This window comes from Pseudomonas sp. BCRC 81390 (genome assembly GCF_030341915.1).
GTDB lineage: Bacteria > Pseudomonadota > Gammaproteobacteria > Pseudomonadales > Pseudomonadaceae > Aquipseudomonas.
On sequence record NZ_JATAAG010000034.1, the window covers coordinates 223,577 to 245,647 of the forward strand.

The 22,071-nt window shown below is 65.3% G+C and carries 17 protein-coding genes and 1 pseudogene; 4 read left to right on the forward strand and 14 right to left on the reverse strand.

Features of this window, described 5'->3' with window-relative positions; all coding sequences use genetic code 11:
• Positions 1–2: 2 nt before the first annotated feature.
• The 3 genes from QSV36_RS13960 to QSV36_RS13970 form a co-directional block, all read right to left on the reverse strand.
• Positions 3–1,271 carry a carbohydrate porin gene (locus QSV36_RS13960; RefSeq protein WP_289132448.1) on the reverse strand — a complete coding sequence of 423 codons (1,269 nt, stop codon included), beginning with the start codon at positions 1,269–1,271 and terminating at the stop codon, positions 3–5.
• 111 nt (positions 1,272–1,382) lie between these two features.
• On the reverse strand, positions 1,383–3,800 hold the full coding sequence (locus QSV36_RS13965; protein ID WP_289132450.1) for a glucose/quinate/shikimate family membrane-bound PQQ-dependent dehydrogenase: 2,418 nt from the start codon (positions 3,798–3,800) through the stop codon (positions 1,383–1,385).
• 191 nt (positions 3,801–3,991) lie between these two features.
• On the reverse strand, positions 3,992–4,342 hold the full coding sequence (locus QSV36_RS13970; RefSeq protein ID WP_289132452.1) for a cupin domain-containing protein: 351 nt from the start codon (positions 4,340–4,342) through the stop codon (positions 3,992–3,994).
• A gap of 117 nt (positions 4,343–4,459) precedes the next feature.
• Between QSV36_RS13970 and QSV36_RS13975 the strand changes: the two genes are divergently transcribed.
• A complete protein-coding gene (locus QSV36_RS13975) occupies positions 4,460–5,365 on the forward strand; it encodes a LysR family transcriptional regulator (RefSeq protein WP_289132453.1) in 906 nt (301 codons plus the stop codon).
• A 105-nt stretch (positions 5,366–5,470) separates the two neighbouring features.
• The gene (locus tag QSV36_RS13980) at positions 5,471–6,670 is read left to right on the forward strand and encodes an MFS transporter (RefSeq protein WP_289132455.1); all 1,200 of its coding nucleotides are present in this window, start codon (positions 5,471–5,473) and stop codon (positions 6,668–6,670) included.
• A gap of 34 nt (positions 6,671–6,704) precedes the next feature.
• On the opposite strand, the gene QSV36_RS13985 is transcribed toward QSV36_RS13980, so the two are convergent.
• Positions 6,705–7,316: a LysE family translocator gene (locus QSV36_RS13985; RefSeq protein ID WP_289132457.1), complete on the reverse strand. Its 612-nt coding sequence runs from the start codon at positions 7,314–7,316 to the stop codon at positions 6,705–6,707.
• Positions 7,317–7,420: 104 nt separating this feature from the next.
• Between QSV36_RS13985 and QSV36_RS13990 the strand changes: the two genes are divergently transcribed.
• The gene (locus QSV36_RS13990) at positions 7,421–8,395 is read left to right on the forward strand and encodes a GlxA family transcriptional regulator (RefSeq protein WP_289132532.1); all 975 of its coding nucleotides are present in this window, start codon (positions 7,421–7,423) and stop codon (positions 8,393–8,395) included.
• Between the two features lie 244 nt (positions 8,396–8,639).
• Here QSV36_RS13990 and QSV36_RS13995 read toward each other — a convergent pair whose 3' ends face one another.
• The 7 genes and pseudogenes from QSV36_RS13995 to QSV36_RS26080 form a co-directional block, all read right to left on the reverse strand.
• On the reverse strand, positions 8,640–9,491 hold the full coding sequence (locus tag QSV36_RS13995) for a CAP domain-containing protein (RefSeq protein ID WP_289132459.1): 852 nt from the start codon (positions 9,489–9,491) through the stop codon (positions 8,640–8,642).
• 194 nt (positions 9,492–9,685) lie between these two features.
• Positions 9,686–10,291, reverse strand: a complete 606-nt coding sequence (locus tag QSV36_RS14000) for a cell wall hydrolase (protein ID WP_289132461.1) — start codon at positions 10,289–10,291, stop codon at positions 9,686–9,688.
• Positions 10,292–10,324: 33 nt separating this feature from the next.
• Entirely contained in the window at positions 10,325–11,242 is a 918-nt protein-coding gene (locus QSV36_RS14005) for an AEC family transporter (protein WP_289132463.1), read from the reverse strand.
• Between the two features lie 221 nt (positions 11,243–11,463).
• Complete coding sequence (locus QSV36_RS14010) at positions 11,464–12,327, reverse strand: LysR family transcriptional regulator (RefSeq protein WP_289132465.1); 864 nt, start codon at positions 12,325–12,327, stop codon at positions 11,464–11,466.
• Positions 12,328–12,409: 82 nt separating this feature from the next.
• Entirely contained in the window at positions 12,410–13,426 is a 1,017-nt protein-coding gene (locus QSV36_RS14015) for an ABC transporter substrate-binding protein (RefSeq protein ID WP_289132467.1), read from the reverse strand.
• 110 nt (positions 13,427–13,536) lie between these two features.
• On the reverse strand, positions 13,537–14,292 hold the full coding sequence (locus QSV36_RS26075) for a methyl-accepting chemotaxis protein (protein ID WP_502945670.1): 756 nt from the start codon (positions 14,290–14,292) through the stop codon (positions 13,537–13,539).
• Between the two features lie 102 nt (positions 14,293–14,394).
• Positions 14,395–15,681 (reverse strand): annotated as a pseudogene (locus tag QSV36_RS26080) (methyl-accepting chemotaxis protein); the annotation flags it as partial.
• Between the two features lie 206 nt (positions 15,682–15,887).
• Between QSV36_RS26080 and QSV36_RS14025 the strand changes: the two are divergent.
• The gene (locus QSV36_RS14025) at positions 15,888–17,207 is read left to right on the forward strand and encodes a Na+/H+ antiporter family protein (protein WP_289132470.1); all 1,320 of its coding nucleotides are present in this window, start codon (positions 15,888–15,890) and stop codon (positions 17,205–17,207) included.
• Positions 17,208–17,220: 13 nt separating this feature from the next.
• On the opposite strand, the gene QSV36_RS14030 is transcribed toward QSV36_RS14025, so the two are convergent.
• From QSV36_RS14030 to QSV36_RS14040, 3 genes are all read right to left on the reverse strand, one after another.
• A complete protein-coding gene (locus QSV36_RS14030; RefSeq protein ID WP_289132472.1) occupies positions 17,221–18,228 on the reverse strand; it encodes a FecR family protein in 1,008 nt (335 codons plus the stop codon).
• Positions 18,229–18,413: 185 nt separating this feature from the next.
• A complete protein-coding gene (locus tag QSV36_RS14035; RefSeq protein WP_289132474.1) occupies positions 18,414–20,183 on the reverse strand; it encodes an acyl-CoA dehydrogenase C-terminal domain-containing protein in 1,770 nt (589 codons plus the stop codon).
• 75 nt (positions 20,184–20,258) lie between these two features.
• The gene (locus QSV36_RS14040) at positions 20,259–21,881 is read right to left on the reverse strand and encodes an acyl-CoA synthetase (protein WP_289132476.1); all 1,623 of its coding nucleotides are present in this window, start codon (positions 21,879–21,881) and stop codon (positions 20,259–20,261) included.
• Positions 21,882–22,071 lie beyond the last annotated feature (190 nt).

The following is a 22,071-nucleotide window of genomic DNA, read 5'->3' on the forward strand; positions in this document are numbered from 1 at the left end:
ATTCAGAAGGTTGCCTTGACCTGCAGGCCAAGCACCAATGCGTTGTCGATGGATTTCCCGGAAAATGCCCCTGGTTCGATGATGTACTGCAGGTCCGGGCGCAGGTTCAGCCACGGCGTGGCCTGGTAGCCATAGCTCAGCTCGATCAGTTGCTCGGCGCTGTCGATATCGGGGAACGGCTGGCCGGCGTTGTAGGCGGCATCCTCTAGTACGTCGCGGCTACGCGGGTTGGGCACGGCGCGGCCATAACCCAGCGCCACGGTATCCTTCGGGCGCCCCTCGAACGGCTGGTACAGCACCACGCCGGCGCCATACCAGCGGGTGAACGGCGAGGCGGCCTTGCTCGATGCCGAGTACTGGCCGAAGGCATGCAGGCTGCGGCCCGGCGAGCGTTGGTCATTCCACAGCGCCTGGTCGACCAGCAGGTAGTGGCCGCCACGGCCCGACACCTGTTCATCGCTGCCGATGCGCTGCACATCGGAGCTGTCGTAGTAGTAGCCCAGCTTGTACTCGCCCGGCAGCTCATCCTGCAGCCTGTATACCAGCTCGACCGGTACCACGGTGCCGGTGGTGTGCTTGGGCCCCAGGTGCCAGGCCCGGCTGGCGTTGCCGTTGCTCTCGGGGTCGACATTGAAGGCTGCCACGCGCAGTTGCCAGGCTGGTGACAGGTCGTATTTCACCCGTACGCCCAAGTGCGCATTGGGGTAGTTGGTCCAGCCACTGCCGCCGGACATGTTCAGCGGGTGGCCGCAGAAACCGGCATTCATGAAGTTGCACAGGATGCCGCTGTCCAGGCCACCGAGGTCGTTGCCCATGGCCATGTAGCCGAGCTTGACGTTCAGCGCCGGGGTGAACAGGGTGCGCTCGTAACTCAGTTCGGTCAGCCGGGTATAGAGGCCACCGTAGTTTTCCTGGATCGGCAGGCGGTTGCCCACCAGGTCTTCCGAGGCGCTGTTGCCGCGGCGGTCGTTGACGGTCAGCTGGACTTTCCCGCCGTTGTCCAGGCCATACAGCTTCGACAGGTCGAACTGCACGCCCAGTTTCAGGTTTTGCGAATAGCGTGCCGAGCGGTGCAGGCCGCCATGGGCGTTGTAGGCGGTTTCGCCACTGTAGTCGCCTGTGAACTTGACGCCATCTGCTTCCAGCTGCTTGCGCAGGCCGCCCCAGTCGCCGGTAAGCGTGCTGCGGGTAGTCAGGTCGGCGTCGGCCAGGGCGGTGGTGCTGGCCAGGGCCAGCAGCAGGGTGGGGGTGATGCGGGGTACGCGGGGCATTGCTGAATCTCGGTGTGTGTTGCGGGGGAATGCGCAAGCAAGCCCGCGTCCCACGAAGGCCAGTGGTGGCCCTGTGGGAGCGGGCGTGCCCGCGAAGCAGGCGACGCGGTGTTACGGCAGCGCGTAAGCCATTACGTAGTCGCCACGGTCAGTCGACTGGCGCGCGCCGCCAGCAGTGACCACCACGTATTGCTTGCCGGTTTTCGGCGAGACATAGGTCATCGGGCCGCCCTGGCTGCCCACGGGCAGGCGGGCCTTCCAGATCTCGTTGCCGTTGCTGCTGTCATAGGCACGCAGGTAGAAGTCCTGGGTGCCGGCGATGAACACCAGGCCACCTTGGGTCGACAGAGTGCCGCCGAGGGTTGGCAGGCCGATCTTGATCGGCAGGTGCATGCGGATGCCGAGCGGGCCGGTGTCTTCGACGGTACCGACCGGCACCTGCCAGGCCACCTGGCGGGTTTTCATGTCGATGGCGGTCAGGGTGCCGAATGGTGGCGCCTGGCACGGAATACCGGCTACCGAGAGGAAGCGGTTCTTGTTCACCGCATACGGGGTGCCCTTGAGCGGTACGGCGCCCATGCCGGTGTTCAGGGCCTCGCCGCCGGAGGCCGCACCGCCCTTGTTCTGTGACGGAATCATCTGGATCCACAGGCCCAGGCGCATGTCGTTGACGAAGATGAAACCATGCACCGGGTCGGTGGAAATGCTGCCCCAGTTCATGCCGCCCAGCGAGCCCGGGAAGCTCAGCGCCAGGTCGGTGCCCGGTGCGGTGTACAGGCCGTCATAGCGCATCTTCTTGAAGTCGATACGGCACAGCAGCTGGTCATACGGGGTAGCGCCCCACATGTCCGATTCGGTCAGGGTCTGCGCGCCGATCTGCGGCATGCCCACCGACTTCGGCTGGGTCGGGGAATAGGGTTCGTTGGGAATGTTGCCGGGCTTGACCGGTACTTCGTCGACCTGGGTCAGCGGCTTGCCGGTGGCGCGGTCGAGCACGTAGATCTGCCCGGCCTTGGTCCCGATCACCACCGCCGGTACCGACTGGCCGTCGTCCCTGGTGAAGTCGATCAGGCTCGGTTGCATCGGCAGGTCGAAGTCCCACAGGTCGTTGTGCACGGTCTGGAACACCCACTTCTGGTTGCCGGTGGTGGCGTCCAGGGCCAGCACCGAAGCGCCGTAGGTGTGGTCCAGCCGGGTGCGTTCGACGCCGTAGATATCGGTGGACGACGAGCCCATCGGCAGGAAGACGGTGTTCATCGCCGGGTCGTAGGACATCGGTGCCCAGCTGTTCGGGGTGCTGCGCACGTAGGTCTTGTCGCCCTGTGGCGCCTGGCGCTCTTGCGGGTTGCCCGGGTCGAAGGCCCAGCGCATTTCACCGGTGAACACGTCGAACCCACGGATCACGCCGCCAGGCATGTCGGTCTGCACGTTGTCGGCGACCCGGCCACCGACTACCACGGTGGTACCGGCCATCAGCGGTGCGGAGGACAGCTGGTAGTAGGAGTCCGGTACATTGCCCAGGCCGACCATCAGGTTGACCTGGCCGTTGTTGCCGAAGCCCTGGCAGAACTCGCCGGTGTCGGCGTCGACGGCGATCAGGCGGCCATCGATGGTGTTGGTCAGCAGGCGACGCTGGCAGTTGGCACCGGCCGGCACGCTACCGACGGTGACCGGCGTGCTGTTCGGCTGGGTTGGCTGGGCGATTGGCGCGCTGGCGTCGAAATAGGCCATGCCACGGCAGCGCTGCCACACCTTGGACTGGGCGTTGATCGTGTTCTTCCACAGTTCCTTGCCGGAGTCGGCGTCAAGCGCGATCAGGTTGTTGTGCGGAGTGCAGATGAACACCTTGTTGCCCACCTGCAGCGGCGTCAGCTGGACCTCCGCACCGTTGCCGTCGCTGATGGCCACGTCACCGGTATGGTAGGTCCAGGCCACCTGGAGCTTGCTGACGTTGTCGCGATTGATCTGGTCCAGCGCGGCGAAGCGGCTGCCGCCTTCGGTGTTGCCGTAGTGCGCCCAGTCCTTCTGCTGCTTGCCGGCTTCGACCGGGGTCATGCCCGGGCCTTTGCCCGCAGGAGCGACAGTGGGGTGGGCAACGAACATGTTGCCGACGGCGACGACCAGCGCCACGGCCATGACCGCGGCCACGCCATAGGCACCACGGCCGCTGCTGGCGCCGCCGGCACGCGCCAGCAGCGGGTAGGCCAGCGCCACCACCAGGCCGATGGCGCCGAACATGAACAGGCGCGAGAACAGCGGCCAGAACACCAGGCCAACGTCGACCAGTGCCCAGATCGCGGTACCCAGCAGGAACGCCGCGTACAGCCAGGCGCCAGCCGGCTTGCGACGTGCGATGAGAACACCGGCGATGGCCATGGCCAAGCCGCCGATCAGGAAGTACCAGGAACCGCCCAGGCCGGCCAGCTTGACGCCGCCCGCCGCCAGGAGGAGGCCAAGCAGGGCGATGATCACGCCCAGGCCGACCAGGATGATGTGTGTAGCGCCGGAAGCGCGCGGTATTGCTTTCATGCCAGGGATCTCAGCAGGTGGAATACGCGCAGTTTAAACGCTTAGCTTGCTAATTAACAAGTTGGTACATAATTTTGTAGGACTGATTGTCGCAGGGTTGAACTGGCCCGAATGCCACTAAAAGTATGGATCAGCTGGCGAAAATGACGAGAAGAAGCTGTTCATATGGCCCAGCTGCGGATGTTGCCTGGTTACGCCGGCCACGGACTGCCATTGCGGTAGAACACCACAAGCCAGATCGTCGCTGTGCCGGGGGCAGTCCATTCCACGCGATGGCGGTAATGCGGCGGGATGTCCAGGCAATCGCCCGCTGCCAGCAGGCGGGTGTACTGTTCATGCTCGAAGCGCAGGCCCGCGGCACCGCTGAGCAGGACCACCCATTCGCCTTCGCCCTGGTCGTACCAGAACCCGGGCGGGCTGGCCTGGCCAGTGGAGACGATACGTTCCACGCGTACGCCCGGGCGGCTGAGCAGTTCATCGACACGTTCAGCGCTGGTGGCGGCGCAAGGGGGCAGGTCGGTCAAGAGGTTGTGCAAAGTCATGGAGTGTCTCGCTCGAAGGGGACTGCTTCCACTATGGACGCGATTTCCAGGCGCCGCGCTTCTTGACCCGCCCGGTCGTTTGTAAGAACTTTCCGAGATTTGGAAGACGGGCAGCAAATGGACAAACTCCTGGCGATGAAAATGTTCGTGGCCACCGTCGATGCCCAGGGCTTTTCGGCTGCCGCGCGCAGGCTTGGGGTGGCGACCTCGTCGGTGACGCGCCTGGTCGATGCCCTGGAAACCGCGTTGGGCGCCACCTTGCTCAACCGCTCGACGCGCCAGGTCAGCCTGACCGAGGCCGGCGCACGCTATTACGAGCGCACCCGGGGTATTTTCGAAGCGCTGGAAGAGGCCGATGCCAGCGTCGCCGACCGAGGCGAGGAACCTGGCGGCGTGCTGCGCCTGTGCTTGCCGGTGGAATTCGGCAGGCGGGTCATCGCCCCGCACCTCGGGGCGTTCCTGGCGCAGCACCCGGCATTGGAACTGGACATCGACCTCAGCGACCGCCTGGATGACTTGCTCGATGGCCGCTACGACCTGTCGATCCGCCTGGGTGACCCTTCACCCAATGACGAGCTGGTGTGTCGCCAGTTGGGGCGCTTCGAGCGGTGGCTGGTGGCCAGCCCGGCTTACCTGGCCGGGCGTGATGCACTGGAGCATCCACGGCAGTTGCTCGAGCACGCCTGCCTGCGCTTTCGCTACGGGCAGAAAGGCCGCCCCTGGCGTCTGGCCCGGGCGCAGGAGAGCCTGGAGCTGGATGTGAGCGGGCCGTTGCGCAGTGCCAATGCCGACCTGTTGCGCGAAACCGCGTTGGCCGGCAGCGGCATTGCGCTGCTGGCCGATTGGCTGGTGCACGAGGATGTTGCCGCGGGGCGCCTGCAGCGGGTGTTCGCTGACTGGCTAGCCAGCCCCGGGGCGGCCAACAGCAGTATCAATGCCCTGTACCTGCCCAACCACCGCGGCTCCCGGCGGGTGAATGCGTTCATGCACTTTTGCGAAGGCTTGCTGACACCGCGTGGCTAGCGTTGCGCAGCGCGCAAAAGCGCGTTGCGCCAGCACCGGATTCCCGGCGTCAGCGTCGCTGGGTAAGGTGGCTGGCATATTCCATCCGTTGCCGAGGAACCTCGCATGAACCCCTCTCTTGCCGCCGCCCAGCCGGCAGCCACCGGCCTGAGCCGGGCCCTGGTCGCACTGCTGGCGTTCTGCTGCGGCGCAATTGTCGCCAACATCTACTATGCCCAGCCCATCGTCGGGTTGATCGCCCCGGACCTTGGGCTGTCCACCGAACATGCCAGCCTGATCGTCTCGCTCACCCAGCTAGGCTACGCCTTGGGCCTGTTGTTGCTGGTGCCGCTGGCTGACCTGCTGGAAAACCGCCGGCTGATGGTGGCCACGGCGGTGCTAGCCGGGGTCAGCCTGCTGCTGGCGGGTACCAGCCGCAGTGGCCAGGGCCAGCTGTTCCTCGGCTATGCGCTGCTGATCGGTTTCAGTTCGGTAGCGGTGCAGATGCTCATTCCGCTGGCGGCGCACCTGGCGCCGGAGCAGCAGCGTGGACGCGTGGTCGGCAACATCATGGGCGGCCTGTTGCTGGGCATCCTGCTGGCGCGGCCGCTGTCGAGCGTGGTGGCCGACCACTTTGGCTGGCGCGCGGTGTTCGTCGGTGCCGCCGGGGTCATGCTGGCGATCATCCTGTTGCTGGCGCTGACCTTGCCGCAGCGTCGCCCCGAGCACAAGGCCAGCTACGCCGGCTTGATGCTGTCGCTGCTGACGCTGCTGCGCCGCTACCCCTTGCTGCGCCAGCGCTCGCTGTACCAGGCGTTGATGTTCGCAGCGTTCAGCCTGTACTGGACCGCGGTGCCAATGGCCTTGGCCGGTGAGCATGGCTTGTCACAGAGCCAGATCGCGATATTCGCCCTGGTGGGCGCGGTGGGTGCCGTTGCCGCCCCCCTGGCCGGTCGCCTCGCCGATGCCGGGCATGCCCGGGCTGGCTCGCTGCTGGCGCTGCTGCTGGCCCCGGCGGCCCTGCTACTGGGGCTGACAGCGCCGGGCTACAGCGTGATTGGTCTGGGCGTGACCGGGGTGCTGCTGGATTTCGCCGTACAGATGAACATGGTGATCGGCCAGCGCGAGGTGTACGCGCTGGACCCGGCGAGCCGCGGGCGGCTCAACGCGGTGTACATGACCAGCATCTTCCTCGGCGGGGCGCTGGGCTCGGCGGTCGCCAGCGCAGTGTTCAGCCAGTTCGGCTGGCAGGGCGTGGCGTGGGTGGGGGCAGGGTTGCCGGGTGTAGCCTTGGTCATCTTCCTAGCCAAGGCCCGTCGCAACTGAAGGGCGACGCGCGCTGCTGCACAAGCTGCCTGGCTCATCGCCCAAGCGGCAGCGCCACGCCGATCAGGGCGAACAGGCTGCCACAGCAGCGATTGAAGCCTTTGCCGCCCTTGGCCAGCCAGGGGCGGATGCGAAACGCCAGGCGGGCCAACAGGTATTCGACCAGAAATTCGACACTGGCAAAGGTCGCCGCCATGACCACGAACTGCGAGAACAGCCCACGCTGCGGGTCGATGAATTGCGGCAGGAACGCACCATAGAACAACAGCACCTTGGGGTTGGCCATGGCCGACAGCAGGCCCTGGCGGAACAGACTGGCATTGCCCAGCCGGGCGCTTTGCCCGGTCGACTCAAGGTGCAGGCCCGGGCTGCGCCACAGCTGGATTCCCAGCCAGATCAGGTAGGCTCCCCCGACCCACTTGAGCACGTTCAGTACCGAGGCCGAGGCCTGCAGCAACGCGCTGAGGCCGAACATGGCCAAGGCGATCAGGGCGCTGAAGCCGAACACCCCGCCGATGATGGTGAACAATGTCCGCCGGGCGCCGTACAAGGCGCCGTGGCTCAGGGCCAGCAGGCTGTTGGGGCCTGGGGTGAGCGACAGGCCGATGCTGGCCAGCAGGTAGATCAGCCAGGTGTCGAGTGCCATGGCGGGATGAGCCTCATTGAGAAGAAGGGTCCAGTCTATGGTCTGGACCACGTCCCGGCAGGGTATGATCTGGACATTTCATGGTCGTTTCTGGACGCTATGCCATGCCACCCGACATCCGCCTACTGATCTTGCCGTTACCGGATTTCGCCTTGCTGCCGTTCGGCGCCTTTCTCGACAAGTTGCGCTTCAGCGCCGATGACGAGGATTACAGCCAGCAGCGTTATTGCAGCTGGACCGTGGCAGGGCTCAGCCCTGACCCGGTACGCTCGAGCAGTGGTGCGGTGGTGCAGGTCGAGGCCCTGGTCAGCCAACTTGACCTGGCCAGCTTCGATTACCTGGTGGTATTCGGTGGGCGCAACGCCATGGCCACTGCCGCACTGGCGCCTTGCTACAAGGCGCTGCTCAGGCAAGCGGGCAAAGCCGGTGTCAAGTTGGTGGGGGTGGACAATGGCGCCTTCCTGCTGGCTGCATGCGGCTTGCTGGAGGGGCACAAGGTGGTCGTGCACTGGCGCCATGAAGCCGAGTTTCGTGCAGCCTTTCCGCAGTTGCAGGTGCTGCCTGAGCAGCTGTATTGCATTGACGGCAGCCGCATCACCTGCGCGGGTGGTACCGCTGCCATCGACCTGGCCGTCGCGCTGTTGTCCGGCGCCTGTGGGCGCACCCGGGCGCTCAAGGGCCTGGCCGACATGCTGGTGGATGACCCGCGTGACAGCCGCCATGCCTTGCGCTCGCTGGAGCTGGGGCCCGGGCCGGGGCGGCAGGTGCAGCGGGCCCAAGCGCTGATGCGTCACCACTTGGGTACGCCGTGGACGGTGGAGCGCCTGGCAGCGGAGTTGGGCATCAGCCGCCGCCAGCTGGACCGGCAGTTCCATGCCAGCCATGGCATGAGCGCCAAGGCCTGGTGGCTGGAAATCCGCTTGCAGCAGGCGCGCTGGCGCTTGCTCAATTCCAGCCATAGCCTGGCGCAGATTGCCGACGAAGTGGGCCTGGGCGACGCCAGTTACCTGGGCAAGTGCGTACGCCGGCGGTTCGGTTGTAGCGCCCTTGCATTGCGTGCAGCTAGTGACCCGCGCTGATTTCACGCACCCCAGTGGCAGCGGGCGTGCCCGCGAAGCAGACGGCGCGTTGTATGGCACCGGCCTTGCCGGTGAACGCGGCTGAAGCCGCTACAGGGATAGCGCCAATTGGATTTATCCGCGATGCAGGCGACGCGGAGAATGGCACTGGCCCTGCCGGTATTCGCGGCCATGGAGGAACACAACGATGTGAGCCAAAAGCCCGTCATGCCGAACGGCTGAAACCAGGCTATCTGCGCCTGGCTCATTGCGGAGCCCCGAACACCCCCGTCCAGTAGATGCCCGCATCGCTTTTCGGGTCCACCGCATAGGCAGCCCCCAGTTCGCGGAACTCCGGGTTCATCAGCGTGGCGCAATGCCCCGGGCTGTCCAGCCAGCCATCGACCACCTTGTGTGCGGTATCACGCCCGGCGGCGATGTTCTCGCCAATCTGCCGGTACAGGTAGCCGGCCAGTTCGGCCCGGTCACCGGGGGTACGGCCATCCTTGTCGATGTGGTCGAAGAAATTCTGGTTGGCCATGGCCCGGGTGTGGTTGGCGGCGACACCGGCCAATACCCCGCTCCAGCTCAGCGCGGGGGCGGCGGCAAACGGCTGGCCACCGCACTGGCGCGGTACCTTGCGCGCGGCGTTGATTTCCTGCAGCACTTTCTGCCCTTCGGCCTGCCAGTCGCCCAGGCGGCCGCTGAGCAGCGGCCGCGCCAGCACGATACGCCATTCGCGGCCTTCCTGGCTGACGCCGATATCGACAAACTGCGGGTCGAGCACCACCTGGCAGAAGCTCTCCTCGATGGCGTGCATGGCGGCGCGCGCATCGCGCGGCCCCGACAGGCTGATGGCTTGTACGTTGACCATGGGATAGGCGGCGCGGGTCATGGCCTGCTGCAAGTCGCGGGTACCTTCTGGCGACAACGCCAGGCGGGTATCGCTGTTGAGCGGCGGCAGCTCCAGCGACGCTTCACCACCACAGGGCTGGGCCTTGCTGCGGTAGGTATTGATCGAATCGATCAGTTGCGCCTCTTCGCCGGTGGCAGCCAATGCCCCGGTCGAGACGACCAGGGCCAGCGACAAGGCGGCAACGGATGACAGGACGCGCATGTGGATCTCCCTATGACTGGCAGCGTCGTGGTTTGCGCTGCTCATCCTACACAAGCCCGGGGCTTTTGGCCCGGGATCGTGCAAAGCAATGAAAACGCCGGCAATCGTTGCTGGCAGCAAAAGAGGGGGTAGACCGGCCAGCGCGGAAAAAGTGCGATCTGGCGCCTCATTGCCATGGCTGGCCTGGGCGGGGTTCAGCGCGCCAGCGCCTGGTTTGGCTTGTAGAAGAGAAAATGCCGGGTCTGGGCCGTCCTGCGATAGGCCTTGGCCCAGTCCGGGTGCACGTTGCGATCATGAAAGTACAGCGCGCCACCGGTGGTGTCTTTCAGTTGCTGGTTGAGCGCCTTGCGCGCGATCTCCTTGGCGACGCCATAGCGCTGCGGCTCCTCGACTTGGTCGGGACGCCCGTCGCACCACCAGGAGAACTGGCAGGCCTTGCTCTCGACGCCTTGCTTGACCACGCCGCAGATGGTGTCCGGGAAGCCCTCGCTACCCAGCCGATTGAGTACCACGCTGGCCACGGCTGCCATGTCTTCTGCGTCGGCGCCCTTGGCCTCCCAGTAAACGGTCCGGGCCAGGCACGTGATGCTGTCATCCAGCGCTGCCTGGCCCGCTGGGTCAACGGCCTGCGCTTCCGCCGGGGTTAGGGTTTCTGTCTTCTTTGGCGGTGGCGCGTCGTTCACCACTTTGTCTTCGAGCCGCGCGGCCTTGTCTTCGGCGATCGCGGCCTTGGCGGGGTCGGCCGCATCCACTGGGCCTGCGAGCAGGGCCAGGCCGATCAGTATCCAGAACAGGCGCATGAGCGGGCTCCGAACCGTGAGGTGGTTCACAGTCTAGTCAAGCGCAAGCATCAATACCAAGGGCAACGTTGCAGCGGCAGCCACGGTCTGAAGCGCGATGATGGCAGCCATCAATGGTGCGTTGCCGCCCATTTGCCGGGCCATCACATAGGAAGAGGAAGCCGTGGGCAGTGCCTGGAACAGCACCGCCACCACCGCCGCCTGGCCACCCAGGCCCAGCAAGCGGCACAAGCCCCAGGTAGTCAGTGGCATGATCAAGAATTTGCACGCCGACGCGGCCAGCAACGGGTGCAGCTGCTGGCCAAGGCTGGCACCGCCAAGCGCGGCGCCGACGCACAGCAAGCCCAGTGGCAGGGCAGCCTGGCCCAGGGCCCTGACGGTGGGCTCGATACCCGCTGGCAAGCCCAGCCCGCTGGCGCGCAGCAGCAAGCCGCCAGCGCAACCGACGATCAAGGGGTTGGCGAATATCGCCCGCAGTACCGTGGCAGGTGAGCCATGGCGGGCACTGAAGCGGGCGAACACCAGCACGCAAAGCAGGTTGACCAGGGGGACGATGGCGGCGTTGGCCACCGCGGCCAGGGCAATGCCGGCGCTGCCGTAGAGGCCCGCTGCCAGGGTAGCCCCAATGTAGTTGTTGAAGCGGATACCGCCTTGGAACACTGAAGTGAAGTCGGCGCCATCGTGGTTCATTGCGCCCTGGTACAGCACCAGCAGTACTGCCCCGGCCAAGGTCGAAAGCATCAGCACGCCGACCATGCCCAGCACCGGTACGCCATCGAGGTTGGCGCTGGCCAGGCCGTGCAGAAACAGCGACGGCAACAACACGTAGTAGCTCAGGCGCTCGGCGCCAGGCCAGAAGCTTTCTGCGAGAATGCCACGCCGCCGCAGGAAAGTGCCCAGGGCAATCAGCAGGATGATCGGTAGCAGGGTGGTCAGCAGCAAGTGGAGCATGGTCAGCGTTCCGTGGACGGGTACAGGGCAAAGCCTACGGAGGCTGTTTGATTTATAAAAACGTTGTTTTCTTCATTGACCGTTGAGCAAAAATGCATGGTTGGCCAGTCACCGGCGTGTAGGAGCGGCCTTGCGCCGTGAAAGGCGGGGCGAAGCGCCGCCACACAGTCTTGCGGGTCTTTCGCGACACAATGCCCCCTTCCATAGCGCCAACCGTAACCTCAAGCTTCCAGCGCGGTCTTCACTACTGCACTCAAATGCCGCCGTTGGCTTTTCTGGTGCTCCAGCAGGACCACCTGCCGGGTCAGCTGCGGTTCGCCAAACGGCAGGCAGGTAGCCGCAGGCAGGCGGGCAAGGTCTTCGTCGGCCATGGGCACGATCGCCACACCCAGGCCCATCACCGCCATGCGCGCCAGGGCTTCCTGGCTATCCAGTTCCATCTGTTCACTTACCTGCAGGTGCTGGCGGCGTAGTTCCTGCTCGATCTGTCGGCCGGCCCAGGCACGCTTGTCGAAGCGCAGGAAGGGCTGGCTGGCCAGCAACTGCGCCACACTGTGCCCGGCCAGCTCGGCGCTGGCGATGGCCCAGAAGCGGTCCTCGAACAACGGCGTATAGTCCAGGCTCTGCGGGTAGGGGCTGACCGGCTCGGTGGTGATCGCTGCATCAAGCTCACCATCTTCCACGCGCCGCGCCAGTTCAGCCGACATGCCGGATGCCACGCTGATGTGCAGCTGCGGGTGGTGCGCCTTCAGCCACACCAGCGCCTTGGGCAAACGCCGCGCCAGCACCGTATGGATCGCCCCCAGGCGCAGGCGGCCGCGCAGGCTCGGGCCGCTGGCCAGGGTATCGGCCAGTTCGTCATAGGCAGCCAGGATCGACTCGGCGCGGGCTACCGCCAACTGGCCGGCCTCAGTCAGCGCCACCTGCCTGCGGCTGCGGTCGAACAGTGTCACGTGCAATTCGTCTTCGAGGGTCTTGATGTGCAGGCTCACCGCCGAGGGCGTGAGGCTGAGCAGGTCGGCGGCACGGGCGAAAGTGCCGTGGCGGGCGATGGTCACGAAGGTGCGCAGGGCTTTGAGGGACATGCAGGTGGGTCCGGGCTGAACAGTCAGTGCTGCATTGTCAGGCCCGCTCCGGTTGCCAGCAAGCCTGCACCCAGGCGGCTGCCTACAGGCTGCCTTCGACTTTGGCGGCGACGTCTGCCGGCAGCCAGGGTTTCCACACCTCGCGGTTATCGCGCAGGAAGGTGAGGGCGGCATCACGGGGTGGGGTGCGCTTTTCGCTCATTTCGGCCAGGGCCTTGTTCAGCCGATCGATCGGCAAGTCCACTCGCTCGAACACGCTCACCAGGTCCGGGTAGTGTTCATGAAACGCCTTGGACACCCCGATCGACAATTTCGCCGGCAGCGAGCGGCTGCCTTTCGGGTTGGGGTTGCCGGGATCGGTGAGGGTGGCCCAGGCCTGGGCGTCGAACGGCGGTTCTTCCAGGCGTATGAGCTTGTAGCGGCCCATCAATGGGGTTGGGTTCCAGTAATAGAACAGCACGGCTTGGCCGCGGCGGATAGCCGAGCCGATCTCGGCATCCATCGCCGCTCCCGAGCCCGTACGGAAGTTGCTGTACAGCGTGTCCAGGCCATAGGCCTTGAGTTTCTGGCTGTTGACGGTTTCCGACGTCCAGCCGCTGGGGCTGTTCAGAAAGCGCCCTTTGCCCGGTGATTCCGGGTCGCGGAAAACCTGTGGGTAGCGCTTGAGGTCGTCGACGCTGCGCAGGTCGGGTGCCATGGGCTTCAGGTTACGTGACGCGTCGCCTTCGACCACATAGGCCGGCACCCACCAGCCTTCTTCGGCGTTTTTCACCGTATCCCCCAGGGCATACACCTGGCCGGCCTGCTCGGCCTTGACCCACGCGGGGCTGCGCCCGGCCCATTCCTCGGCGATCACCTGCAGGTCGTTGCGGGCCAGCGCCACCTCCATGCTGACCGTGCTGCCGGGCAGGGTGTCGGTGGGGTAGCCATAGCCACGCTCCACGATCAGCCGCAGGATTTCGGTGGTCAGGGCGCCGCTTTCCCAGCCTATGGCGCCAAAGTGGATGGGCTCGCTGCGTTCAGCCGAGGCGGCACTGTCGGTACTGGCCAAGCCTATGCTGAGCAGCAGGCCGGCCAACAGTGTTGGGATCTTCTTCATCCAGGCCCTCGTCGGTTGCCGTTGAGTGGTGCGGCAAGTGTAGACGACCCGCGCGGGTGCCCCGGCAACGACGAGATTGCGGGGCCGGCGGGCGCCGGCCCCGCTCGCGGTCATACGCGGAACTGATCCATCAGCGCCTGCTGCTGGTTGGCCAGGCTGTTCAGCGACTGGCTGACCCGCGCCGATTCGTTGGCCTGCCCCGACAGCGATTCGGTGACGTCGCGGATGGTCGCCACGTTGCTGTTGATTTCTTCGGCCACGGCGCTCTGTTCCTCGGCGGCCGAGGCGATCTGCAGGTTCATGTCGGTAATCACCGTCACCGCTTGGCCGATGCGTTGCAGCGCGGTGACCGCCTGGCCAACCTGCTCGACACCACCCTGGGCCTGGCGGTGGCTGTTGTCCATCGCCCCGACCACTTCACGGGTACCGTTCTGCAGCGCCTCGATCACCTGGCGGGTTTCTTCCACCGACTCCTGGGTACGCTGGGCCAGGTTGCGCACTTCGTCGGCGACCACGGCAAAACCACGGCCGGCCTCACCGGCGCGGGCCGCCTCGATGGCGGCGTTGAGCGCCAGCAGGTTGGTCTGTTCGGCGATCGAGCGGATCACCTCCAACACTGAACCGATCTTCTCGCTGTTCTGCGCCAGGCCTTCGACTTCGGCCATGGCTTCGCTCATGTTGGCAGCCAGCGCATCGATGCTGCTCGTCGTCCGTTCGATCACCGTCAGGCCTTCGCGGGTCGCCTGGTCAGCGTCGCGTGCGGCCTGGGCGGCCTGCGCGGCGCTGCGGGCGACATCCTGGGCGGTGGCGCTCATCTCGTGCGAGGCGGTGGCTACCTGGTCGACCTGGCGGTACTGCTGCTCCATGCCAGCGCTGGTCTGCGTGGCAATCGCCGAGGACTGGTCGGCGGTGCCACGAGCGGCCTGTACCGAGCGCTTGACCTCGGCAATGGTCGGCTGCAGCTTGTCGAGGAAGCGGTTGAACCAGCCAGCCAATTCACCCAGTTCGTCACGTTTCTGGTAGGTCAGGCGGCGGGTCAGGTCGCCTTCGCCGCTGGCGATGTCCTTGAGCATGGCGGCCACGCCAAGGATCGGCCGGGTCACGCCGCGAGCCATCAGCCACACCATCAGCAGGCCGGCAACTGCCGCGGCCAGGCCCAGGCCCAGCTCCAGCAGGGTGCCGCTGGTGTTCAGCGCGTCCAGTTCCTGCTTCAGCGCCTCGGCCGGCCCGGTCAGGGCATCTTCCGGCACGTCCAGCAACACGCCCCATGGCTGGGCATCCGGGATCGGGCGGAACGCTGCCAGCACTTTAAGGCGCTGCTGGTCGTGCAGGGTGGTCAACTTGCCATCGGCCAGCGTGCGCACCAGTTGGGCGCCCTTGGCCGTATCGACCTGGTCGAAGCGCTGGGCCAGCTTGCTGGCGTCGGCGCTGTAGCCGGCCAGCAGGCCGACCGGGCTGAGGATGCCGACCGTTGTCCGGCCTTCGTACAGGCTGCGGCTGGCCTCCTGGCTCAGGGCCTGGAGGCTGTTGAGGTTGATGTCCACGGACAGGGTGGCGATCACCTTGCCGTCTACCCGCAGCGGGAAGACGATGCTGGTCATCAGTACCTGCTGGCCATCGATGTCATAGAAGTAAGGTTCCACCACACAGACCTTGCCGGACGTACGCGGGCAGACCCACCAGGTGTTGGCCGGCTGACCGCTGGGGCCGATCTCGGTGTTGGCCATGTCGGTTTCGGGCAGGGCCATGGACGTCAGCTGGCCGACCCGCGGCTGCGACCAGTACAGGGCGAAACGCCCGGTGGCGTTGCTACCCAGTTCCGCCTTGCCGGCGAACAGGCTGTCCTTGTTGTCCAGCGCGTTGGGTTCGAATACCAGCGACAGGCCGAGCAGGTCCGGGTTGGCCTGCAAGGCGGCACGTACCTGGCGGGTCATGTCCTCACGCAGGTCGAAGGCATCGAGAAAGCGCTTTTCAGCCTGTTCACGCAGGAACAGCACCTGGCGGGCGAAGCCGGCGCCGTACTGGTAGGCGTCCATGAACTGGCGGCGGATGTTCAGTGCCTGCACTTCGCCCTGCGACTCGATGCGCGACTGCGCCGACTCGGTCAGCATCTGCATGCTGCTGGCCTTGACCAGGTCCGAGCTGTGCTCCATGCGGTATAGCGACAGGCCGACGAGCAGGGTGACGATGCCGGCCAGGCAGAGACCGGCGAGCAGGGTAATTTTCCACTGGATGGAAAGTTGTCGCAAAGGCATGGGATGGGTCCCTTGTAATAGGAGTGTGGCTGACGATTGTGTCGGCCGGCGCGGTTTTTTCTTTATTCAGACGTTCAATTTAACCTTCAGACCTGTTGGGGCTGCGCCAGGCATTGGCAATCTGCCGCAACATGGCGCTTTTGACTTCTGTCGCCCACTGCTTCAGAGTTCGCGCTTTTTTTCTGTCGCAATGAGGTAAACCAACCATGAATGCAGTGATCGCCGCGGTCGGCATCATGCTGATACTCAGCCTGTCGCGCGTGCACGTGGTCATCGCCCTGATCATTGGCGCCTTGGCCGGTGGCCTGGTGGGCGGTCTGGGTATCGAGGGGACGCTGAAGGCCTTCAATGGTGGCCTGGGCGGCGGCGCCACGGTGGCCCTGTCCTATGCGCTGCTGGGCGCTTTTGCCGTGGCCATCGCCAAGTCCGGCCTGGCCCACGCCCTGGCCGACCGCGCCCTGGGCATGATCGAGCGGCAGGGTCATGCCAATGGCGGCAAGGTCAAATGGTTGCTGGTCGGCCTGATGCTGGCAGTGGCGGTGTCGTCGCAGAACATCCTGCCCATCCACATCGCCTTCATCCCGTTGCTGGTGCCGCCGCTGCTCTATGTGCTGACCCGCCTGCGCATCGACCGCCGGCTGATCGCCTGCGTCATCACCTTCGGCCTGATTACCCCATACATGTTCCTGCCGGTGGGCTTTGGCAACATCTTCCTCAACGAAATCCTGCTGGCCAACGTCGCCCGCGCGGGCGTCGATGTGAACGGCGTCAATGTCACCCACGCGATGGCCATTCCAGCCGCCGGCATGCTCGCCGGCCTGTTGCTGGCGGTATTTGTCAGCTACCGCAAGAAGCGTGACTACGACCTGGCGCGCATCGAGCAGGTAGAACAGGTGAGCGTGCAGTACAACCCGCTGACCCTGCTGGTGGCCGGGCTGGCCATTGCCGCAGCGTTCATCGTCCAGTTGTGGCTGGACTCGATGATCATCGGTGCCATGGTCGGCTTCCTGATCTTCTCGCTGTCGGGCATCGTGCGCTGGAAAGACACCGACGACCTGTTCACCGAGGGCATGAAGATGATGGCCATGATCGGTTTCATCATGATCGCCGCCTCGGGCTTCGCCGATGTGATGAAAGCCACCGGCGAGGTGAAAAGCCTGGTGGAAACCTCGGCGCAGTGGATCAACCACAGCAAGGGTATCGGTGCCTTGCTGATGCTGTTGGTGGGATTGCTGGTGACCATGGGTATCGGCTCGTCCTTCTCCACCGTACCGATCCTGGCAGCGATCTTCGTGCCGTTGTGCGTGCAACTGGGCTTCGACCCGCTGGCCACGGTGTGCATCGTGGGCACTGCAGGCGCACTGGGCGACGCGGGTTCGCCGGCCTCGGATTCGACCCTTGGTCCGACCTCGGGGCTGAACGTGGACGGCCAGCACCACCACATCTGGGACACCGTGGTACCCACCTTCATCCACTATAACCTGCCGCTGCTGGCGTTCGGCTGGCTGGCGGCGATGACGCTGTAGGGCAGGGTGGGCGTCAGCCCTTGTCGGGTGGCGGCGAGATGCGGTTGAGCACGGTGCTGCCATCCTTGCTGCGGGTCAGGTAGACCGGCAGCACCTTGGGCAGGTTGTTGACCAGGCGCCCCACCTCGCGGGTGTTGTAGATACCGCTGATGCGAATGCGCCCGGTGCTGGCATCGGCCAGCAGCAGCGGTGTATCGAGGTAACGGTTGATCATTGGCAGCGCCTGGGCCAGGCTCAGGTTTTCGAGCACCAGTTTGCCCTCACGCCAGGCCAGGCTGTTGGCGTAATCGCCGCTCTGTTGCAGTTGCGGTTCGAAATCGCCCAGGCGATAGCTGGCCTGCATCCCCGGGCCGAGGCGGTAGCCTCCGTCGTTGCCGTCGCTGGACACCAGTACCGAACCTTCCACCAGCGTGACCTTGACCTGGTCCTGGTACTTCCATACGTTGAACTGGGTGCCGGTGACACGGGTCTGGCCACGACCGGCATGCACGATAAACGGGTGGCTGCTGTCGTGGCGTACCTTGAAAAACGCCTCGCCACGCTTGAGCGTGACCTGGCGCTGGTCCTTGTAGTTGAGGAAGGTGAGTTCGGTATTGAGGTTGAGTTGCACCGTGCTGCCATCGCTCAGTTCCACGGTCTGCATGCGCTCGCCGACTGCGAAGTGCTGGTAGTGGTTGGGCAGCCAGCCTTGTTCCCAGCCCAGCCAGCCAGCCAGCGGCAGCACCGCCAGGGCGATGGCGGCAGCAGACGCCAGGGGCCGCCAGCGGCGCGGGCGTGCCTGCCGCTGAACGGGCGGGTTGAAGTCGATGACGGTGGCGTTGCGTGGCAGCAGGTCGGCGGTTTGCCAGATCTCCAGCATTGCCTGGTATTCCTCGGCATGCTGCGGGTTGGCCGACAGCCAGCGGTTGAACGCCTCACGCTCGGCCACCGTGCAATCCTCGGCGTGCAGGCGCATGCACCAGTGCGCGGCGGCGTCAGTAATGGCATCGTCTGGGCTGGGGGGGTGGCGGTCGTGGTTCATTGCGGCTCCGGGTTTTGCGCATTCTACCCTTGGCGCAGGGCTGCCGAGAACCGAGGCAATAGCGAGTGACTCCCAGTTGTGCCGGTTTTTCATCGGATTGGCAATGGATTTCCAGCGTTTGAGAACCCTTCGCGGCAGAACCGCGGGGGGGGGGGGTACCCTTGCAGTCCCGCCGGGCCGGGCGATCAGAATTGTTCGGCGGTCAGCCCATAAAGGCTGGCGCTGCCTGCGCGAATACTCGCCTCCAGGCCCAGGCCACGCGGTAGCACCCGCTGGAAGTAGAACTGCGCGCACGCCAGCTTGGCCTCATGGAATGCGCCATCCTCGTCACGCTTGGCCAACGCCACCGCAGCCATTCGCGCCCACATGTAGGCATACGCGGTCAGCCCGAACAGTTGCAGGTATTCCACCGCCACGGCACTGACCAGGTTGGGCTCCTCGCTGGCCCGCGAGCGCAGCCAGGCACTGGTCGCCTCCAGCCGTGCCAGGCTCGCTTGCAGGGCTTCACGGTACAGCGGCGCGTCGAGGCTGAAGGCGCGTACCTCGGCAGCAAAGCTGGCCAGTGCCTGACCGCCGTCGGCCAGCACCTTGCGCCCGAGCAGGTCAAGGGCCTGAATGCCGTTGGTACCTTCATAGATCTGGGCGATGCGCACGTCGCGCACGCGCTGTTCCTGGCCCCATTCACGGATGTAGCCATGGCCGCCATACACCTGCTGGCCAAGCACACAGCTTTCCAGGCCGTTGTCGGTGAAGAACGCCTTGGCCACCGGTGTCAGCAGCGCCACCAGGCGTTGGGCGTGCTCGCGTTCGCCGGCGTCGTCGGCGTAGCGAGCCAGGTCCAGCTGTTGGCCAACGTAGGCGGCGAAAGCCCGGCCACCTTCGGTGAGGGTGCGCATGGTCAGCAGCATGCGCCGCACGTCACCGTGCTGGATGATCGGGTCAGCCACCTTGTCCTTGGCCTGCGGGCCATTGGCGGCGCGGCTTTGCAGGCGCTCATTGGCATAGCGGGCGGCGCTTTGGTAGGACGCTTCGGCACAGCCGATACCCTGCAGGCCGATGGACAGGCGTTCGTAGTTCATCATGGTGAACATCGCGGCCAGGCCCTTGTTCGGCTCACCCACCAGGTAGCCGACCGCGCCGTCGAAGTTCATCACGCAGGTGGCCGAGGCCTTGATGCCCATCTTGTGTTCGACCGAGCCGCAATGGGCGGGGTTGCGTCTGCCCAGGCTGCCATCGGCCTCGACCAGGTACTTGGGCACCAGGAACAGCGAAATACCCTTGGCACCGGCTGGTGCATCGGGCAGCTTGGCCAGCACCAGGTGGATGATGTTCTCGGTCAGGTCCTGCTCGCCGCCGGTGATGAAGATCTTGCTGCCGCTGATGCGATAGCTGCCGTCGGCCTGGGGTTCGGCGCGGCTGCGGATCAGCCCCAGGTCGGTGCCGGCATGGGGCTCGGTGAGGCACATGGTGCCGGCCCAGCGCCCGGCGTACAGGGGCGGCAGGTAGGTGGCCTTCAGCGCTTCGCTGGCGTGGGCATCGATCGCCAGGCAGCTGCCGGCACTCAACGCCGAATACAGGCTGAAGCTGCAATCGGCGGCATAGAGCATTTCCTCGAACAGCACGCCGAGCATTTTCGGCATGCCCATGCCGCCATGCTCAGGGTTGCCACCCAGGCCGACCCAGCCGCCTTCGCGGTAGGTGTGCCAAGCCTCACGGAAGCCGTCGGGGGTAGTGACGGTGCCGGCCTCGAAGCGCACGCCTTGCTCGTCACCGTTGCGGCTGAGCGGGGCGATCAGCTGGCCGGTGACCTTGGCCGCTTCCTCGAGGATGGCATCGGCGGTTTCAGCGTCGATGCGCTCGCCCAGGGCAGGCAGGCGCGCCCACAGGGCAGGGGCGTTGAACACATCATGCAGGACGAAGCGCATGTCGCGCAGGGGGGCGGTATAGGTAGTCATCGCGGGACTCTCGAAAGGTTGGGCAATCAGGGCTGGCCTGTTCGCGGGTAAAGCCGCGAACAGGCCGCCAGGGTTTCAGAGGGCCTTGGCCCGGTCGCGCAGCACGTATTTCTGGATCTTGCCGGTGGAGGTTTTCGGCAGTTCGCCGAACACCACGGTCTTCGGTACCTTGAACCCGGCCAGGTGCTCGCGGCACCAGCCGGTGATGTCGGCTTCGCGGGTGTCTTCGCGGCCCGGCTTGAGGGCGACGAAGGCGCACGGGGTTTCGCCCCATTTTTCGTCCGGGCGAGCCACTACCGCGGCTTCCAGCACGGCGGGGTGCTTGTACAGGGCATCCTCGACCTCGATGGTGGAAATGTTCTCGCCGCCGGAGATGATGATGTCCTTGAGCCGGTCCTTGATCTCGACATAGCCGTCGGCATGCCACACGGCCAGGTCGCCGGTGTGGAACCAGCCGCCACGGAAGGCTTGCGCGGTCGCTTCGGGGTTTTTCAGGTAGCCCTTCATCACGGTGTTGCCGCGCATGAAGATCTCGCCCAGGGTATTGCCGTCGCGCGGTACCGGCTCAAGGGTCTGCGGGTCGGCGACCATCAAGCCATCAAGGGTCGGGTAACGCACGCCCTGGCGTGACTTGATCCGCGCGCGGTCTTCCAGCGCAAGTTGGTCCCATTCGTCATGCCAGGCGCACACGGTCACCGGGCCATAGACTTCGGTCAGGCCGTAGGTGTGGGTCACCTGTATGCCCATTTCCTCCACGGCGCCGATCACCTTGGCGGGAGGCGCGGCGCCGGCGACCATGGCCTGTACCGGGTGCTCGATGGCCGCCTTGGCCGCCTCGGGCATGTTGACCAGGGCGTTGAGCACGATCGGCGCGCCGCACAGGTGGCTGACCCGGTTTTCGCGGATCAGGGTGAGGATCTTCTGCGGGTCGACCCGGCGCAGGAACACGTGGGTGCCAGCCAGCGCGGTGATGGTCCACGGGTAGCACCAGCCGTTGCAGTGGAACATCGGCAGGGTCCACAGGTACACCGGGCGATGGCCCATGGCCCAGGTCATCTGGTTGCCCAGGGCATTCAGGTAGGCGCCGCGGTGGTGGTAGACCACGCCCTTGGGGTTGCCGGTGGTGCCGGAGGTGTAGTTGAGCGAGATCGCCTGCCACTCGTCGTCCGGCCATTCCCAGGCAAATTCCGGGTCGCCTTCGGCGAGGAAGGCCTCGTAGTCCAGCTCGCTGAGCGCACGGCCTTCGCCGAACTCCGGGTCATCCACATCCACCACGAGGGGCGGGTGTTCGAGCAGGGCCAGGGCAGCCTCGATGACCGTGTGGAACTCGCGGTCGGTAATCAGCACCTTGGCCTCGCCATGTTGCAGCATGAAGGCGATGGCCTCGGCGTCCAGGCGCACGTTCAGGGTGTTGAGCACGGCGCCGGTCATGGGCACGCCAAAGTGGGCCTCGAGCATGGCCGGAATGTTCGGCAACATCACTGCCACGGTATCGCCCCGGCCGATACCCCGGCCCACCAGGGCGCTGGCCAGGCGTCGGCAGCGCTGGTAGGTTTCCTGCCAGTTGCGGCGGATGGCTCCGTGTATCACTGCGGGGTAGTTGCCGTAAACGGCAGCGGTGCGCTCGATGAAACTCAACGGGGTGAGGGCGACATGGTTGACGGCTGCGGGCATCAGGCCCTGGGCATAGATCGACATGCAGTAGTCCTGTAAGGGAGGCAGGCGCAGCCAGTGCGCTGGACCCCCGGTGGCTGATTGTTAGCTCTGTTCAGGGTGCAGGGTGGCGGATGTTGAGCCGCTACCCTTGGCGGATTTTTACGCGAGTCGCTATGGTATTAGGAATATCGACTATAGCAATATAGTAAAACTACTATAACAACGAGCCGTT

Bases quoted from the DNA above. Each gene is read 5' to 3' on its own strand.
- QSV36_RS13985 (WP_289132457.1), bottom strand. From the start codon at position 7,316: ATGGCACTCGACACCTGGCTGATCTACCTGCTGGCCAGCATCGGCCTG.
- QSV36_RS13990 (WP_289132532.1), top strand. From the start codon at position 7,421: ATGCCACCCGACATCCGCCTACTGATCTTGCCGTTACCGGATTTCGCC.
- QSV36_RS13960 (WP_289132448.1), bottom strand. From the start codon at position 1,271: ATGCCCCGCGTACCCCGCATCACCCCCACCCTGCTGCTGGCCCTGGCC.
- QSV36_RS14000 (WP_289132461.1), bottom strand. From the start codon at position 10,291: ATGCGCCTGTTCTGGATACTGATCGGCCTGGCCCTGCTCGCAGGCCCA.
- QSV36_RS14030 (WP_289132472.1), bottom strand. From the start codon at position 18,228: ATGAACCACGACCGCCACCCCCCCAGCCCAGACGATGCCATTACTGAC.
- QSV36_RS14035 (WP_289132474.1), bottom strand. From the start codon at position 20,183: ATGACTACCTATACCGCCCCCCTGCGCGACATGCGCTTCGTCCTGCAT.
- QSV36_RS13965 (WP_289132450.1), bottom strand. From the start codon at position 3,800: ATGAAAGCAATACCGCGCGCTTCCGGCGCTACACACATCATCCTGGTC.
- QSV36_RS14005 (WP_289132463.1), bottom strand. From the start codon at position 11,242: ATGCTCCACTTGCTGCTGACCACCCTGCTACCGATCATCCTGCTGATT.
- QSV36_RS14040 (WP_289132476.1), bottom strand. From the start codon at position 21,881: ATGTCGATCTATGCCCAGGGCCTGATGCCCGCAGCCGTCAACCATGTC.
- QSV36_RS14010 (WP_289132465.1), bottom strand. From the start codon at position 12,327: ATGTCCCTCAAAGCCCTGCGCACCTTCGTGACCATCGCCCGCCACGGC.
- QSV36_RS14025 (WP_289132470.1), top strand. From the start codon at position 15,888: ATGAATGCAGTGATCGCCGCGGTCGGCATCATGCTGATACTCAGCCTG.
- QSV36_RS14015 (WP_289132467.1), bottom strand. From the start codon at position 13,426: ATGAAGAAGATCCCAACACTGTTGGCCGGCCTGCTGCTCAGCATAGGC.
- QSV36_RS13980 (WP_289132455.1), top strand. From the start codon at position 5,471: ATGAACCCCTCTCTTGCCGCCGCCCAGCCGGCAGCCACCGGCCTGAGC.
- QSV36_RS26075 (WP_502945670.1), bottom strand. From the start codon at position 14,292: ATGGAGCAGCAGTACCGCCAGGTCGACCAGGTAGCCACCGCCTCGCAC.
- QSV36_RS13975 (WP_289132453.1), top strand. From the start codon at position 4,460: ATGGACAAACTCCTGGCGATGAAAATGTTCGTGGCCACCGTCGATGCC.
- QSV36_RS13995 (WP_289132459.1), bottom strand. From the start codon at position 9,491: ATGCGCGTCCTGTCATCCGTTGCCGCCTTGTCGCTGGCCCTGGTCGTC.
- QSV36_RS13970 (WP_289132452.1), bottom strand. From the start codon at position 4,342: ATGACTTTGCACAACCTCTTGACCGACCTGCCCCCTTGCGCCGCCACC.